This window comes from Psychrobacter okhotskensis (genome assembly GCF_013248965.1).
GTDB lineage: Bacteria > Pseudomonadota > Gammaproteobacteria > Pseudomonadales > Moraxellaceae > Psychrobacter > Psychrobacter okhotskensis.
Genome location: NZ_JABRVQ010000002.1, coordinates 180,121 through 194,956, shown reverse-complemented (window position 1 = coordinate 194,956; position 14,836 = coordinate 180,121). Strand labels below are relative to the sequence as shown.

Below are 14,836 nucleotides of genomic sequence, written 5' to 3'. Positions count from 1 at the left end.
GCTTCGTATTAACGAAAACCCTTAGCCTTATATGTTGAGGGTTTTTTCGCTAATAGTGTTTGTATAGCGTTTTTGCTTAGCCAGTCCCATGCTCATAAAGGACAAAGATGGTCAGTGATTGGATAAGTAGGGTAAGTACCTGCTATTGACGGATACTTACTTTGTCTTAAGATATGCCGCCTTTATAAATTTACTTTTATGCAAGGTGCGGTCATAAATTAACCCTATCATTTATAGCGCTAATCATTATAATAGGCAGCAATCTGGTGTTGGCGCTCATGTTTTCGTATTGATGAGCAATGAGTGGTTTAAATTAGCCTAAGTCAACATTGTGGTCAGAGATAAAATAACCCTTTTACTATTTCATTTCTTATTGAATTTTTCATTTTATTTTTTATTTATTAGGAGTTTTTCATGGCTAACGAACGTACTTTATCTATCATCAAACCTGACGCAGTTGCTGGCAATAACATCGGCGCTATCTACGACCGTTTTGAAAAATCAGGTCTAAAAATTGTTGCAGCTAAAATGATGCAATTAGATGACAAAAAAGCAGGTGGTTTTTACGCTGAGCATGCTGAACGTCCATTTTATAATGACCTAGTGTCATTTATGACTTCAGGTCCAGTGTTGGTATCAGTATTAGAAGGCGAAAATGCTATCGCTAAGCATCGTGATATCATGGGCGCTACTAACCCAAAAGACGCCGCTGAAGGCACTATCCGTGCTGATTTTGCTAGCAGCATCGACGAAAATGCCGTTCATGGTTCAGATTCAGCTGAATCAGCAGCACGTGAAATCAGCTACTTCTTTAATGAAGAAGAAGTGTGTGCACGTACGCGTTAGTAACAGTTTTTATTAGCAGCCGCTATTATAAACAATAGCGCTGATTAATAATTAGTGTGGCGAGACGGCTTATATCTTTTGGTATAAGCCGTTTTAGCTATTATAATAATCTGTATTATTCATTGAAATTTTTAGCGACTTCCCTCATTATTGTATTTACTGAGCATTATCAATCCCTTATCAGCATATTTTTATCAGCTATTAGTTATCGATAGGAAATGCGCTCATAACGGATTGCTCATGCATTGCTCGTGGCAACATTCATACAAATAATTGCAGTGCTTATCTAAGCTTATGCAAAAAGGTTACCTATTATGTCAACTGTTCAAACACCCATCCAGCACGTACCTACTAAGCCTATGAGTAGTATTAAGCTAGTAGATGAAGCGCAGGCCAAGACCAATCTATTGGGGATGACACAAGCGCAATTGGCCGATTACTTTAAGAGTATTGGCGAAAAGCCGTTTCGAGCGACGCAAGTGGTTAAATGGATATATCAGCACGGCGTCACAGATTTTGAGCAGATGACCAATCTGAGTAAGTCACTGCGCGATAAACTGTCAGCCAATGCTTGCGTCGTTCCGCCAAAAGTGATTCATCGTCAATATAGTGATGATGGTACGCGCAAATGGGTATTCGAAGTCACTGGCGGCTCTTTGGTTGAGACGGTACTGATTCCAGCAGATGACAGCAAAGTAAACGGCCGTAAGACTTTGTGCGTGTCTTCACAAGTTGGCTGTGCGTTAGATTGTAGTTTCTGTAGTACTGGCAAACAGGGCTTTGAGCGGGATTTGACGGCAGCTGAAATCATCGGACAGCTTTGGGTAGCTAATGCTTCTTATATGACTGATGAAAATGACAGTTTAGACAACGTTGATCATAGCTTGTGGGAAAATAACGTGACCAACGTGGTGATGATGGGCATGGGCGAGCCACTACTAAACTATAAGCCAGTGGTTGGCTCGATGGAGCTGATGCTGAGTGATCACGCCTACGGTTTGTCAAAGCGTCGGGTGACATTATCAACCTCAGGCGTCGTGCCAAAAATGTATCAGTTGGCACAAGATATCGATGTGGCACTGGCGATTTCACTGCACGCACCCAATGATGAGCTGCGTAATGAGCTAGTGCCGATTAATAAGAAATACCCGTTAGAAGAGTTGATGGCAGCCGCTCGCAATTATGTTTATGACGTGAATCCGCGCCATAAAAAGCATGTGACCATTGAATATGTGATGCTTGATGGTGTCAATGATAGCAACGAGCACGCTCATCAATTGGTTGCTTTACTAGGTGATTTGCCAAGCAAAATTAATCTGATACCATTTAATCCATTTCCACATGCCAATTACGACAAATCAAGCAACAATCGTATTCATGCCTTTAGTGATATTTTGAGCCAAGCAGGATTTGTCTGTACGATTCGCCAAACCCGTGGTGATGATATTGATGCGGCCTGCGGTCAATTAGTCGGACAAGTGGCTGATAGAACACGTCGCTCAGCGGCGTGGCAGCAAAGTATCAAAGACCGTGAAAACGTTTAGGGTGATGCCGTTTGTAATATTAATGGTTTAAAGTAGCATGGATAGGGGCGGTATCAACCGTTTAGACTGGTGTCAATAATTAAAGACGATATGGATAAAAGTGATGAACAATCTATCAATTTCTACTCATTAGCTGTCTTTTATCCATCACAACGGTAATAAAATTGTAGTCACAACGGCTAATAATCATGAAGACCACAATTAATAGTAACTAAATTGTACTTATGGGGGCTAAATCTATTAAACTGATGCTTCTTTGATCCTCTGTACTGAACCACAGTTTTATGATGGCGGCTATGATGACTTCTAAAGATTCTTGTCAGTTCAAATATCAAAAACCCTTTCTTTCGGCATTCAAGCCGTTGATATCAGCGCTTGAGTCACTGACTACGCCAAAGCGTATGCTGCTGGCAAGTGCATTGGCAGGCTTGCTAGTGAGCGGCTGTCAAAGCACGACGACCAATGATCTAACGGGTAGCACCCCTTATCAAACGTCCACGCGACCGAGTGACAATCGCAACTTGGATCAACAAGAAATCGCTCGTGTGCGCACCTCGCTTGCTGCGCAATATATCCGCAAAAACGAGCTTGATACCGCGCAGCGTCAGTTAGAAAAAGCCTTTGCTGCTGATAGCCGTTACGCGCCAGCCTATGATATGATGGGCGTTTTGTTGCAGCAAGAAGGCAGCCGCATCAATCTTGAAAAAGCCGACCAGTATTTTAAAAAAGCCATCGCGCTTGATAAAGATTTTGAGCAAGCGCACAATAATTACGGCGTTTATTTGTCGCAAATGAAGCGTTACCAAGAAGCGGCGGCGCAGTTTGAAATCGCCGGTGCAGCATTGGGTTACGAAGGCCGTATTGGCGCGCTAGAAAACTTGGGTCGCACCTATCTGCAACTCAATGATCATCCAGCAGCAGCCAAAGCATTCTTGCGGGCATTAGATGGCAATCGCAATAGTATTATTGCCCATATTGAATTGGTAGACTTATTGCTTGAGCAGCAGCGTGTGCAGCAAGCGCAGCGGCTCTATGACGAGACTTTGATGCTGGTACAAGGGCAGGGTATTAGCCCACGCTTACTGTTGCAAGGCATCAAAATTGCCGCTGTACAAAACAACAAGACAACGCGCCAACAATTGGCACAGCAGCTTTTATCGGCTTACCCGTTAAGCGATGAGGCAAAACAACTTAAGACTTGGCTTAATAATCCAGAGGCACCATGGAAATGATCACCCCATCATCAAACACTCAATCTAACCCGCAGGGATCATTTGGTGCCGTATTGCAGCAAGCCCGAAAAAATAAACAAATCAGCTTAGAAGAGGTGGCAGCTGAGCTATTTATTTTAAAGCGTCATTTGCAAGCGCTAGAGAGTGAAAACTTCTCTGAGCTACCGCAAGCGGCTTTTGCTCGTGGTTTTGCGATTAATTATGCCAAATTTTTGGGCTTAGATCCGGTAAAAATAGCGAGCAGTTTCGATGCCGCTTATCCCAAAGAGCTAAAAGCCCAGTCGGCAAGCAATATAGACACGCCTTTGCGCCCAATGGGTACATTGCAGCGTGATACGCACAACCGTATTCGCTTTAACCCCCTATTAATCATAGGCGTTATCGCGCTAATCATCTTAGCGATATTTTTATTTCGTATGGTGAGCAATGCGAGCAAAGAGAATAACCAAGAGCCAGCGGCAGCTGTCGAGGATATCTCAGCCATAGAGCAAGCACAAGGTGCTGCAGTCAACACCGATGCCAATGGGGTCGGCGCGTCTGGCTCTGCACTAAATTTGGGCGGTGATGCCAATACCAGTGTGGCGGCTTTGGATATCAAGATTACGGATAATGCCGTTATTAGTATTACTGACGCTTCTGGTAGCAACTTGATGAATGGCGCGCAGACAGCTGGTGACTACCAATTGTCAGGCATGCCACCATTTAATGTGCAGATTGATAATGTCGATAACGTCAGCTTAATGCTCAATCAAGAAGCCGTCGCCTTAGATACCTATGCTACGGATAAGCAGGCCAGTTTTGAGTTGGCTCCTTAGTCTTTCTGCCTTTTTACCTCTTCGCCTATTGTTTTTTCAGTTCTGATTAAAGGATTTATGTATGTCAATGCCATCGCCTATTAACCGTCGTCTGACCAAAAAAATCTATGTTGGTGATGTTGCGATTGGTGGCGATGCACCGATTAGTGTGCAAAGCATGACCAACACCGACACCTGTGATGTGGCAGCGACCGTGGCGCAAATTGAGCGCTGCGTCGAAGCGGGCGCGGATCTGATGCGCGTATCGACACCCACGATGGATACGGTCAAAGCCTTTGGTGAGATTCGCAAGCTGGTCAGCGTCCCATTGATCGCCGATGTACATTTTGATCATAAGATTGCGCTAGCGGTTGCCGAAGCGGGTGCGGATTGTCTACGTATTAACCCGGGTAATATCGGTAGCGACGCCAAAGTACGTGAAGTCGTCGCTTGTGCCAAGCATTACAATATTCCGATTCGTATTGGCGTCAATGCAGGCTCCCTAGAAAAAGACATTCAGCGTAAGTATACCGAGCCAACTGGCGAGGCAATGCTGGAGTCAGCGATGCGTCATATCGATATTTTGGAGCGTCTGAACTTTGATCAATACAAAGTCTCGGTCAAAGCCAGCAATGTGTTTTTGACCTTGGATGCCTATCGTCTTATCTCTGCTCAAATTGACAATCCACTGCATTTAGGCGTGACCGAAGCGGGTGTCTATCGCACAGGCGCGGTCAAGTCAGCCATTGCTCTTGGTGGCTTATTGCTAGATGGTATTGGTGATACTATTCGTATCTCCTTGGCAGCAGAGCCAGAAGAAGAGATTAAAATTGGTTTTGATATTTTAAAATCGCTTAATATTCGATCTAACGGCGTGAACTTTATTGCTTGTCCAAGCTGCTCGCGTCAAGAGTTTGATGTGATTAGAGTGATGACTGCGCTTGAGTCGCGTTTAGAAGACATCCGTGAGCCAATGAACCTGTCCGTGATTGGCTGTAAGGTAAATGGTCCGGGTGAAGCGAAAGAAGCAGATATTGGTATTGTCGGTGCTGCACCAAAATCTTTGGTGTACCGTATGGGTGAGAAAAGCCATCTGATTGATACCGAAAATTTGGTCGATGAGATAGAAGGTATGGTTCGCGCGCACGCAGAAGAATTGGCCAAAAAACGTGAGAATGAAATTATTCGAGTAAAATAAGCTGGGATAATTCAGATTCCAGTAGCGTTCGTTAAAGCATGACAACAATAATAGAATACTTGTTAAAATTTTTAAGGATACGACCGTACCATGATTAAAGCTATTAAAGGGTTTAATGATATTTTGCCTGACCAATCCGCAAAATGGCTGCACTTAGAGTCGATATTGGCTGATGTATTGGGTAGATACGGTTATGAACACATTCGCCTGCCTATCGTAGAACAAACCGACTTATTTGCCCGTGCTATCGGCGGGGCAACCGACATCGTCGAAAAAGAGATGTATAGCTTTACCGATAAGTCCGAGCCACCAACGCCCTTAGCATTGCGTCCTGAAGGTACAGCTGGGGCGGTACGTGCAGTGATTGAGCACAATTTGCTGCGTGGTGATACGCCTAAGCTTTGGTATATCGGCCCGATGTTCCGCTATGAGCGTCCACAAAAAGGTCGCTACCGCCAGTTTCATCAATTGGGTGTCGAGAGCTTTGGCAGTGCGCTAGCGGATGCCGACGCTGAATTAATTGCTATGACGCATCTGATGTGGCAAGAGCTGGGTCTAAAAGATGAGATGCATTTGCAGTTAAATAGCTTGGGCGAGCTGGATGAGCGCCATGCTTATCGTGAGGCGCTGGTTACTTATTTAACGGACAAACAAGAGCAGCTAGACGATGATAGCAAACGCCGCTTGACGACCAATCCGCTGCGTATTTTAGACAGTAAAGAGGCGAGTACCCAAGCAGTATTGGCAGATGCACCAAAGCTGGCTGACTTTTTAGGTGCAGAGAGTGTCGCGCATTTTGAACAAGTACAAGCTTATTTGACCGACCTTGGCATCAGTTTTGAGATTAACCCGCATCTAGTACGCGGTCTTGATTACTATAACAAAACCGTCTTTGAGTGGGTCACTGACAAGCTTGGTAGCCAAGCGACCGTTTGTGCCGGTGGGCGCTACGATGGTTTGATTGGACAGCTAAAATCAATCGGTAGCGATAGTAGCAAGCCGGTGAAGTCTGAGCCTGCGGTTGGTTTTGCCATGGGACTTGAGCGTTTATTGTTACTCATGGAAGCTGTCGCTCCGATTGCTGATGTGCCAGCTTGTGATGTTTTTGTCGTGGCTCATCCCGATGTTTATGGTGCGGGTATTGGCTATGCACAACGTTTGCGTTATAGCCGTCCAGATGTGCGGGTAAAAATGGCAAGTGCGACGAGTCTAAAGGCGCAAATGAAAAAAGCGGACAAATCGGGCGCTGCGTTGACGGTTATTATTGCGCAGCAAGAGCTGGATGATCAGACTATTAGCATCAAAGACATGCAGACAGGTGAGCAACAGACGGTCGCGCAGGATTGGCTATCGAGTAAAGAGCACTTTTCTCGTCACTGAACCGCTTTAGCATCAGCAACTTAATAACAATTTTATCAGGTAACTACCTATGGCTCTGACACCCAATTCGCCGAATGCAGACAACTCAATGCAAGCGTTAAAGCAATACGGCAGCTATATTGTCACTGCGATTTTGTTGGCACTGGCCGCTTATTTTGGCTGGACATATTGGCAGGACAATCATGCCCGTGTGGATACGGTTGCTGCCGATCACTATGCGGACATCCAGCGATTGAATGAAGAAGTCAGTCTGGCGTCACAAAATCCAGATTTAGAAGCAGAGGCAAAAGCAGCACTATCAGACAGCCGTACGCAGCTTAATAAAGACATTGATGATTTGGTCAGCACGCATGGTGACTCCGTCTATGCGTGGCAAGCGCTGATGATTAAAGCGCGTCAACAGGTTGATGGTGATGACTTTACAGGCGCAAGTGAGACGCTAGAAAAAGCGCTGGCAATCGATTTGGGTGATGCGGGTCTGACTGCGATTACGCGTCTGCGTTATGCTAAGACGCTATTGGCGGCTGGTGATGCAGATGCAGCCTTAGCCGAAGCCAATAACGATATGCCAAGCTCCTTTGAAGCCAGTCAGCAAGAGCTGCTGGGTGATATTTATCTGGTGCAAGACAATAAAGACTCAGCGATTAAGTCTTACAACAATGCTTGGGAATTGTTACGTAGTCGTCAAGAAACGCGTGCGGTATTGGCTTTAAAGATGGAAAGTTTGGGTATCGTGCCTGAGCCTATTGAGCCGCAAGCTGGCCTGCTGCAAGAGCCTACTACTGCTGAGCAGCCATTAGTCATTGAGGAAAATACCGCTACCGCCGAGCAACCCTCTTAGTTTTAATGATTTATATCTTAACTCAAACCGTTCTACAAACTAAGTAGCGCAGTAAGTCAGCAGAGCAGTATTAACAGTCGGTGCCAATGTAGCGGGAATGTACCGAACTTTTTTATTACTGCTCAATTGCCTATTTACTGATGGCTAATTTATTAATGATTAATTTATTTGTAGTGAGAACCTATCATGACTCAATCTATTCGCTCTAGCAACACGTTAAAGGCTAAGACCATCAAGACGACTGTCATGCACGTGGCTGTCATCGCAGCACTGGCAACGGCTGTCGTTGGCTGTAATCGCGGTATCAAACCTGTCGTTAACGATCCTGTAAAACTGGTGCAAATTGCTCAGCCTATTAGCGTGCTACAGCCTGTATTTAGCACTGATGTCGGTAACAGAAAAGCCAGCAAAAAAGACCCATTAGATTTACAGGTCGGATATGCCAATGGTCAAATAGTAACGGCATCACGCGGTGGTGATTTGACCGGCTTTAATAGCGCTGGTCAAGAGTCATGGTCGCTCAATGTCGGTGATCAAATCACAGGCGGCGTGGCAATAGATGCCTTGAGCCAAACTGCGATTGTCAGTACACGTAGCGGGCGAGTCATGGCTTTTGATAGTGCGACTGGCGCAAAACGCTGGCAGCAACAGTTATCAGGTTCGGTACTGTCACCAGCGCTTATTAGTAATAATCGGGTGATTTTGTCGGCCAATGATGGCTTCTTGCACGGCTTATCACTACAGACTGGTCAGTCGGTATGGCAGTTCGCCACTCAAGTACCTGCTATCAGTGTGCGCGGTAGTGCGGCACCGACGTTGTTAGATGAAAAAACAGCATTATTGGCAACGGCTGATGGACGTTTGCATGCAGTGACCACCGATAGCGGTCTACCGCAGTGGTCAAGACGTGTGGGCGTGGGCGCGGGCAGTAGTGAAGTTGAGCGTATGAGCGATGTTGACGGCAAGCCTGTCGTCAATAATAATCAGCTGTTTGCTATCAGCTATAGTGGGCAACTACTAGGGATTGACTTGGCGTCACGTCAAGTGATGTTTGTCAATGATCTTGCCAGCCTAAAAGCGCTAGCGGTAAACAATCAGCAAGTCATTGCCACCAGCTTAGACGGAAAAGTAGTCGCTTATGATCGTAGCAATGGTGAGATGCTATGGGAAAGTGAAGAGCTGGCTTATCGCCACTTAACCAACCCTGTCATGATTGGGAACTATATTGCAGTGGGTGATTATGATGGGGTTGTGCATTTATTTGACCCTGCTAGCGGAAAAATCGTCAGCCGTGTAGAGACCAAAGGCGCGCTTACCAACTTGCAAGCTCAAGGTAGCCGCTTGCTGACCCAAAGTACCTCAGGCCAAGTTGCTATCTGGCAATTAGCTCGCTAAGACTTGATGAACAGGCGCTTTATCAATGGTTTTTTTAAGCCTATGACTAATCGTACTGTTTAATGTCGATGCTAAGAGATATAAACGCTGCTTTGTCAGCGTTTCATGCCTTGTGTAAATGGCTTGTTTAACGACAGGGTTTCGCGTACTCTATGCGACCGATGCGCTGTCGGCATTATCTCTATATAATAGCGGTAGGTAATGCCTATGTATGGTATCTGGAGACAGTATTCATAAATAATGCTGTCTCTAGGCATACCATCTATTTATTGCAAAATAGTAAATAATACCTTTTTATTGCTATAGTCGGTTTAATATAATTTAGAGACAAGGAAGGCGAGTGAAAGTACTACAAATAGTAGACTAAACGAGACTGACACCGTATCTAATTTATAGAGGATTGACTATATCGTTTTATATTTATCATTCATTTTAGTTTACGTTCAAGCACAGCATGTTTACTCGTATTATTAAGCGAGTAACTGTCTTGTCCGTCATTGTGCCCTTCACTGAGAGTAACCCATGAGTATCAAGCCTGTGGTCGCCTTAATTGGTCGTCCAAACGTCGGTAAATCTACCTTATTTAATCAGTTCACTAAAAGTCGGCAGGCACTGGTTGCTGATTTGTCAGGATTGACTCGTGACCGTCAATACGGCGATGCGGTATATGAAGGCAAAGCCTTTATCGTCGTCGATACGGGCGGTATTGGTGAAGCGGATGATGGCAGCGGCAACATCGATGACTACATGTCTGAACAGTCGCATACTGCCATTCACGAAGCGGATATCATTGTGTTTGTGGTTGATGCACGGGCTGGGATGATTGGCGCTGATGCCGAAATCGGTAAGTTCTTGCACACCCTTGGCAAGCCGGTCTATGTGGTTGCCAACAAAGTCGATGGTGTCCATGACTCTGCCCCTGCAGAATTTTATGCTTTAGGGTTGGGCGAGCCGTATCCGATGGCAGCCAGCCATGGTCGCGGTATCGGTAACTTGCTCGAAATTCTGACTGCTGATATGCCTGAACAAGATGCAGTGGTAGAGCCGAGAGGTTTAAAGCTTGCCATTATCGGTCGTCCAAACGTGGGAAAATCCACCTTGGTGAACCGTCTATTGGGTGAAGACCGCGTTGTGGTGTTCGATATGCCTGGCACCACGCGTGACAGTATTTATATCCCTTATAAGCGCGATGGCAAAGACTACGTATTGATTGATACGGCTGGTGTCCGTCGTCGTGGTAAAATCGATGAAAAAGTAGAGAAATTTTCAGTTATCAAAACCTTGCAAGCCATTGAAGACTCCAACGTCACGGTTATTGTCATTGATGCTCATGAAGGAATCGTCGATCAAGATTTGCATATGATTGGTTACGCCCTTGATGCCGGTCGTGCTTTAGTCGTAGCAATCAATAAGTGGGACGGTCTGACTCAAGATCAAAGAGACTATATCAAAATTGAGATGGATCGCCGCTTTAATTTTATTCCGTATGTAAAAGTGCATCTAATCTCAGCATTACATGGCACTGGCGTGGGTAATTTATATCCATCTATCCTGCGTGCTTATCAGTCCTCTATGTTTGAAGTGTCGACCAACCGTTTGACTCAGATTTTACAAGATGCCGTGACTGCCAATCCACCACCGACGGTCGCTGGTCGCCGTATCAAGTTACGCTATGCGCATATCGGTGGCCACAATCCACCCGTGATTGTCATTCATGGTAACCAAACTGGCTCGCTCCCTAAGAGCTATCAGCGTTATCTAGAAAACCAATTCCGTCAGGTGTTTAAGCTCGAAGGTACGCCGCTTAATGTGGTCTTTAAGCTCAACGAAAATCCTTACGCTAATAAAAGTGATACGCCAACCAAAGCAAAAGCGCAACAGTTACGTCAACGTGAGCGTAATCGAACGCAGAAGTTCACCACAAAAGATAAAAAACCGCGTTAAAACAACGGTTTTACCTGCCTTTAAATGTTTATAAGTTTATTTATGAATATAGACTCACTGCAGCTTTGTTATAACAAGGCTGCAACACAGTATGTGCATGTTGCTCTTACCATATCTTACAAATACCTGTAGTATAAATAAACAGTCGTCTTAACTCAGTTGAGTGACATGAACAACCAACCGCTGCAAACCCTTCCTAAGCTTATCTGGCGCTCGGTCGTGCAAGCCATCATTTTGGCTGTATTGGCTGGTATTTTATTGTCTTTTATTTACGGTTTGGTGCATCATTATCAACAGAAGCATCGTCATATTCAGCAATTGGCCGCCTTACTGACAAGCAGTGCGTCGACAGTAGATGGTGCCGACACTGTTGCCAAGCAAGTCAGCATTCTGTTGGCGGCAGAACCAAATATCCAAAGCATCCTATTTTATTCAACGCCGCAGCCTATTGCTGATATAGATAGGTTCACCGCCTATCAGTCAAACGATGACTGGCAAAACGCTTTGTTTGCCAGTACGGTCAGCTTTAATTATCCAGTCATCAGTGATGATATCGTTGACGATAGTGCTGCAACGATAAACGCCACTCAGCAACCAAACACGCTTTTATCAGACAACACGCTTGAGCTGGCAGCCCCTGAAGCCTTAACCGATAATAGTGCCTTGGTTGGCTATATTAATATCACTTTAGATGTAGATAAGTTGCGGGCCAATTGGTTTCGTAGCAACCTGTTGTTATGGCTTATCACTACCATGCTCGCTATTATTTGGGCGCTATACATTCTGCGTAAGCTCAGCTGGCCTGTCAAAGACATCGCAGCGCTAACCGAGGTGTGTGAGATCGTTAGTAAGAACCCAGAGCTTGAACAGCTGCCAGTGATCCCGCAGCAGTTTGAGTTTCAAGAACTGGTGCAAATCAAACAGACCTTTATAACTTTGTTTGATCGCCTACAAGCGGCCAAACAAGACTACGAAGCCCTTGCCGTCTTTGAGCAGCAGCTACACCATAAGGACTTGTCTTTAGATGTGCAGTTGCATAACTTTCAAAGTATGATCACTCACGAATTAAAAACATCATTGAATGCGATTGTTGGCGGCTTGCATCTATTAGATGATGAGCGCTTAAATAATGAGCAAAAAGATGCGGTTGATATCATCCGTAATGGCAGTGAAAAATTGGTATTGTCGCTTGACCAAATCATTCAATTGAATCAAATACAAAAGGGTCAATTTAGCCTACATTTTAGTGAATTTAACCCCTTACAGTTAATCGCTGATCTGTTAGCGGATGTTGAGTGTGCTGCTAAACAAAAAGGCTTGGCGTTAGTCAGTCATATTTACCATATAGACTATACGCTCGAAGGCGATGCGAGCAAAATAAAACAGATATTATCAATACTCCTGAGCAATGCAATTAAGTTTACACCAGTGGGACAAGTGAGTATCAGCTCGCAATTGACCCATTTTGACAATAGTAACCGCTGGCAAATTACTATCAAAGATACGGGGATTGGTATCGAGAGCGATTATATCGATGATATTTTTAATCCATTTTTTCAGATAGATTCCTCACAAACTCGGCAGTACGAAGGGACAGGTATCGGCTTGCCGGTGGTCAAACAAATCGCTCAGCTGATGAGTGCAACTATCGAAGTTGAAAGCGCTCTAGGCGTCGGTACGCAGTTTATACTCACCATTCCTCTACCCAAAAAAACCCACGTTCGTCAGCAAAAACTATTGGCTGGATTGGACGTAGTTTACTACTATGATCATGAAACGGGAGTTTTGGTAGATGAGCTTGAGCGTTTAGGGGCGACAGTCATCTGTCACCAGCATGAACATCTTGTGATCGAAGCACTGCATACGAAGAAAGTCGATATGGTGATGTTTGCAGAAGATGTGTCCGCAGGCATCGCTGAAGTTATCGCCAAGCGTATTCGCCAGTTTGAAAGCTACGAGAGTGAGAACCGCGCGCTATTGGTCTACTGGTACGCGCCGCATCAAGCGCAATACTTAGACAGCTTTGAGCATGGCTTAAAAGCGGCTGGTATCGATTACTGTTATAGCGCAGCTTATGAAGATAAAGCCTTAAGTAATCTACTGAAAAGTTGGCTAATATGGGCATAGCTTATCTCAAAAGTGGCTTACTTCAAAAGTATTCACTTTGAGCTTAATTGCTTTAAAAGCAATAGATATAAGTATCAATTAGTATAGCTATAACTCAGTATAGAAACAAAAAAAGACGCCCAAATTGGAGGCGTCTTTTTTATTCACTCATGCTCTTAAAAAGTATTTGTGCGATGACTAAATAGCCTTACTTTAAAATAAGTTTTGTACCCAGCGTACGGCATGTTGCCACATACGACTCATAAAGCCTGATTGCTCGACATCATTGGTCGCTATGATAGGCACTGATGCGACTGCCTTACCATCGATGACTGCCATCATTTTGCCAACTTCTTGACCTTTTTTGATAGGCGCTTCTAAGCTTTCAGGGATATCAACTACGGTCGTGATTTTGTTCTTCTGCGTTTTACTGGTTAGAATTTGCAGATTATCACCTGTAGTCAGCTCTACTTCCTCTGCTTCCCCGAACCATACAGGGATTTTGCTCACGAACTGGCCAGCCGGTGCCTTGGTTACGGTCGTGAAGTGGCCAAAGCCCCAGTTGAGTAGCTCACGTGACTGATCGGCACGCGCTTGCTGGCTTTCGGTACCCATGATGACAGAGATTAGACGCATGCCTTCACGGTTACTTGACGCAACCAAGCAATAGCCAGCGGCATCAGTATGACCTGTTTTTAGGCCATCAACGGTAGAGTCAGTGGCGAGTAGGGCATTACGGTTACCTTGGGTAATACCATTGTAGGTAAACTCTTTTTCGGCATAAATACCATAATAGTCACCGCTGTTTTTGATAATAGCACGGGCTAGTTTGGCCAAATCCAACGCCGAGGCTTCATGACCTTCGTCAGGCATACCCGTAGAGTTGACGAAGTGGGTATTCTCCATACCCAGCTTTTCTGCTTGCTCATTCATTAGGATGGCAAATGAATCTTCGCTACCAGCAATATGCTCCGCCATGGCTTTTGAGGCATCATTACCTGATTGAATGATAATACCGCGCAGCATATCAATAACGCTGGCCTTTTGGTTCACTGGCACATACATACAAGATTGACTGCTACTACCACGGCACCAAGCATTTTGACTCATCAATACTTGTTCGTCTTCTTTAAGATCACCTGACCCTAAGCGCTGCTCAATGATGTAACTGGTCATCATTTTCGTCAAAGACGCTGGTGGGAGAGCTTGTTTGGCATTTTTTTGTGCCAATATTTCACCAGTATTGTAGTCCATTAGCACATAGGCTGTATTTTCCATCTCAGGTGGCTGAATGGCAGCGCTCGCCATCACCGCACTTATAGAAATACTCATACCAACGACCAGCTGCACCAGCTGTTTTTTTACACGCTTTACTGTCATAGATTGTTACACCGCATCATGGAACCAAATGTATCTATCGCATCATGGCTAGTACTAAACCTCATACGTTATTTCAAACCCTATGTCTCAAACATAAGGTTTTAAAAGAGCCAATGTGTGAGGAAAACGAGGCCTGAGCGACGGACATAAAATTAACGCCTTATCTTAGCAAAATG

General features: G+C 44.8%; 11 protein-coding genes. 10 read left to right on the top strand and 1 reads right to left on the bottom strand.

Annotated elements, in window-relative coordinates; all coding sequences use genetic code 11:
- Positions 1 to 414: 414 nt before the first annotated feature.
- The 10 genes from ndk (at position 415) to HQR03_RS02145 (ending at position 13,301) form a co-directional block, all read left to right on the top strand.
- Entirely contained in the window at positions 415 to 846 is a 432-nt protein-coding gene (gene ndk / locus HQR03_RS02190) for a nucleoside-diphosphate kinase (RefSeq protein ID WP_055124481.1), read from the top strand.
- Positions 847 to 1,205: 359 nt separating this feature from the next.
- Positions 1,206 to 2,390 carry a dual-specificity RNA methyltransferase RlmN gene (rlmN, locus tag HQR03_RS02185; protein ID WP_407074168.1) on the top strand — a complete coding sequence of 395 codons (1,185 nt, stop codon included), beginning with the start codon at positions 1,206 to 1,208 and terminating at the stop codon, positions 2,388 to 2,390.
- 296 nt (positions 2,391 to 2,686) lie between these two features.
- Positions 2,687 to 3,622: a type IV pilus biogenesis/stability protein PilW gene (pilW, locus tag HQR03_RS02180; protein ID WP_227523224.1), complete on the top strand. Its 936-nt coding sequence runs from the start codon at positions 2,687 to 2,689 to the stop codon at positions 3,620 to 3,622.
- Positions 3,619 to 4,437, top strand: a complete 819-nt coding sequence (locus tag HQR03_RS02175) for a helix-turn-helix domain-containing protein (protein WP_101211617.1) — start codon at positions 3,619 to 3,621, stop codon at positions 4,435 to 4,437. Before pilW ends, HQR03_RS02175 begins: the two co-directional genes overlap by 4 nt.
- A 61-nt stretch (positions 4,438 to 4,498) precedes the next feature.
- Positions 4,499 to 5,614, top strand: a complete 1,116-nt coding sequence (ispG, locus tag HQR03_RS02170) for a flavodoxin-dependent (E)-4-hydroxy-3-methylbut-2-enyl-diphosphate synthase (RefSeq protein WP_025650582.1) — start codon at positions 4,499 to 4,501, stop codon at positions 5,612 to 5,614.
- Positions 5,615 to 5,704: 90 nt separating this feature from the next.
- Positions 5,705 to 6,994, top strand: a complete 1,290-nt coding sequence (gene hisS / locus HQR03_RS02165) for a histidine--tRNA ligase (protein ID WP_173238972.1) — start codon at positions 5,705 to 5,707, stop codon at positions 6,992 to 6,994.
- Between the two features lie 49 nt (positions 6,995 to 7,043).
- Positions 7,044 to 7,835, top strand: coding sequence for a YfgM family protein (locus tag HQR03_RS02160; RefSeq protein WP_173238971.1), 792 nt, complete (start codon positions 7,044 to 7,046; stop codon positions 7,833 to 7,835).
- A 186-nt stretch (positions 7,836 to 8,021) separates the two neighbouring features.
- Positions 8,022 to 9,230: an outer membrane protein assembly factor BamB gene (bamB, locus tag HQR03_RS02155; RefSeq protein WP_173238970.1), complete on the top strand. Its 1,209-nt coding sequence runs from the start codon at positions 8,022 to 8,024 to the stop codon at positions 9,228 to 9,230.
- Positions 9,231 to 9,752: 522 nt separating this feature from the next.
- Positions 9,753 to 11,174, top strand: coding sequence for a ribosome biogenesis GTPase Der (der, locus tag HQR03_RS02150; RefSeq protein ID WP_025650578.1), 1,422 nt, complete (start codon positions 9,753 to 9,755; stop codon positions 11,172 to 11,174).
- 168 nt (positions 11,175 to 11,342) lie between these two features.
- Positions 11,343 to 13,301 carry a sensor histidine kinase gene (locus HQR03_RS02145; protein ID WP_173238969.1) on the top strand — a complete coding sequence of 653 codons (1,959 nt, stop codon included), beginning with the start codon at positions 11,343 to 11,345 and terminating at the stop codon, positions 13,299 to 13,301.
- A gap of 192 nt (positions 13,302 to 13,493) precedes the next feature.
- Here HQR03_RS02145 and HQR03_RS02140 read toward each other — a convergent pair whose 3' ends face one another.
- Positions 13,494 to 14,660, bottom strand: a complete 1,167-nt coding sequence (locus HQR03_RS02140; protein WP_173238968.1) for a D-alanyl-D-alanine carboxypeptidase family protein — start codon at positions 14,658 to 14,660, stop codon at positions 13,494 to 13,496.
- Positions 14,661 to 14,836 lie beyond the last annotated feature (176 nt).

Bases quoted from the DNA above. Each gene is read 5' to 3' on its own strand.
- ndk (WP_055124481.1), top strand. From the start codon at position 415: ATGGCTAACGAACGTACTTTATCTATCATCAAACCTGACGCAGTTGCT.
- rlmN (WP_407074168.1), top strand. From the start codon at position 1,206: ATGAGTAGTATTAAGCTAGTAGATGAAGCGCAGGCCAAGACCAATCTA.
- pilW (WP_227523224.1), top strand. From the start codon at position 2,687: ATGATGACTTCTAAAGATTCTTGTCAGTTCAAATATCAAAAACCCTTT.
- HQR03_RS02175 (WP_101211617.1), top strand. From the start codon at position 3,619: ATGATCACCCCATCATCAAACACTCAATCTAACCCGCAGGGATCATTT.
- ispG (WP_025650582.1), top strand. From the start codon at position 4,499: ATGTCAATGCCATCGCCTATTAACCGTCGTCTGACCAAAAAAATCTAT.
- hisS (WP_173238972.1), top strand. From the start codon at position 5,705: ATGATTAAAGCTATTAAAGGGTTTAATGATATTTTGCCTGACCAATCC.
- HQR03_RS02160 (WP_173238971.1), top strand. From the start codon at position 7,044: ATGGCTCTGACACCCAATTCGCCGAATGCAGACAACTCAATGCAAGCG.
- bamB (WP_173238970.1), top strand. From the start codon at position 8,022: ATGACTCAATCTATTCGCTCTAGCAACACGTTAAAGGCTAAGACCATC.
- der (WP_025650578.1), top strand. From the start codon at position 9,753: ATGAGTATCAAGCCTGTGGTCGCCTTAATTGGTCGTCCAAACGTCGGT.
- HQR03_RS02145 (WP_173238969.1), top strand. From the start codon at position 11,343: ATGAACAACCAACCGCTGCAAACCCTTCCTAAGCTTATCTGGCGCTCG.
- HQR03_RS02140 (WP_173238968.1), bottom strand. From the start codon at position 14,660: ATGACAGTAAAGCGTGTAAAAAAACAGCTGGTGCAGCTGGTCGTTGGT.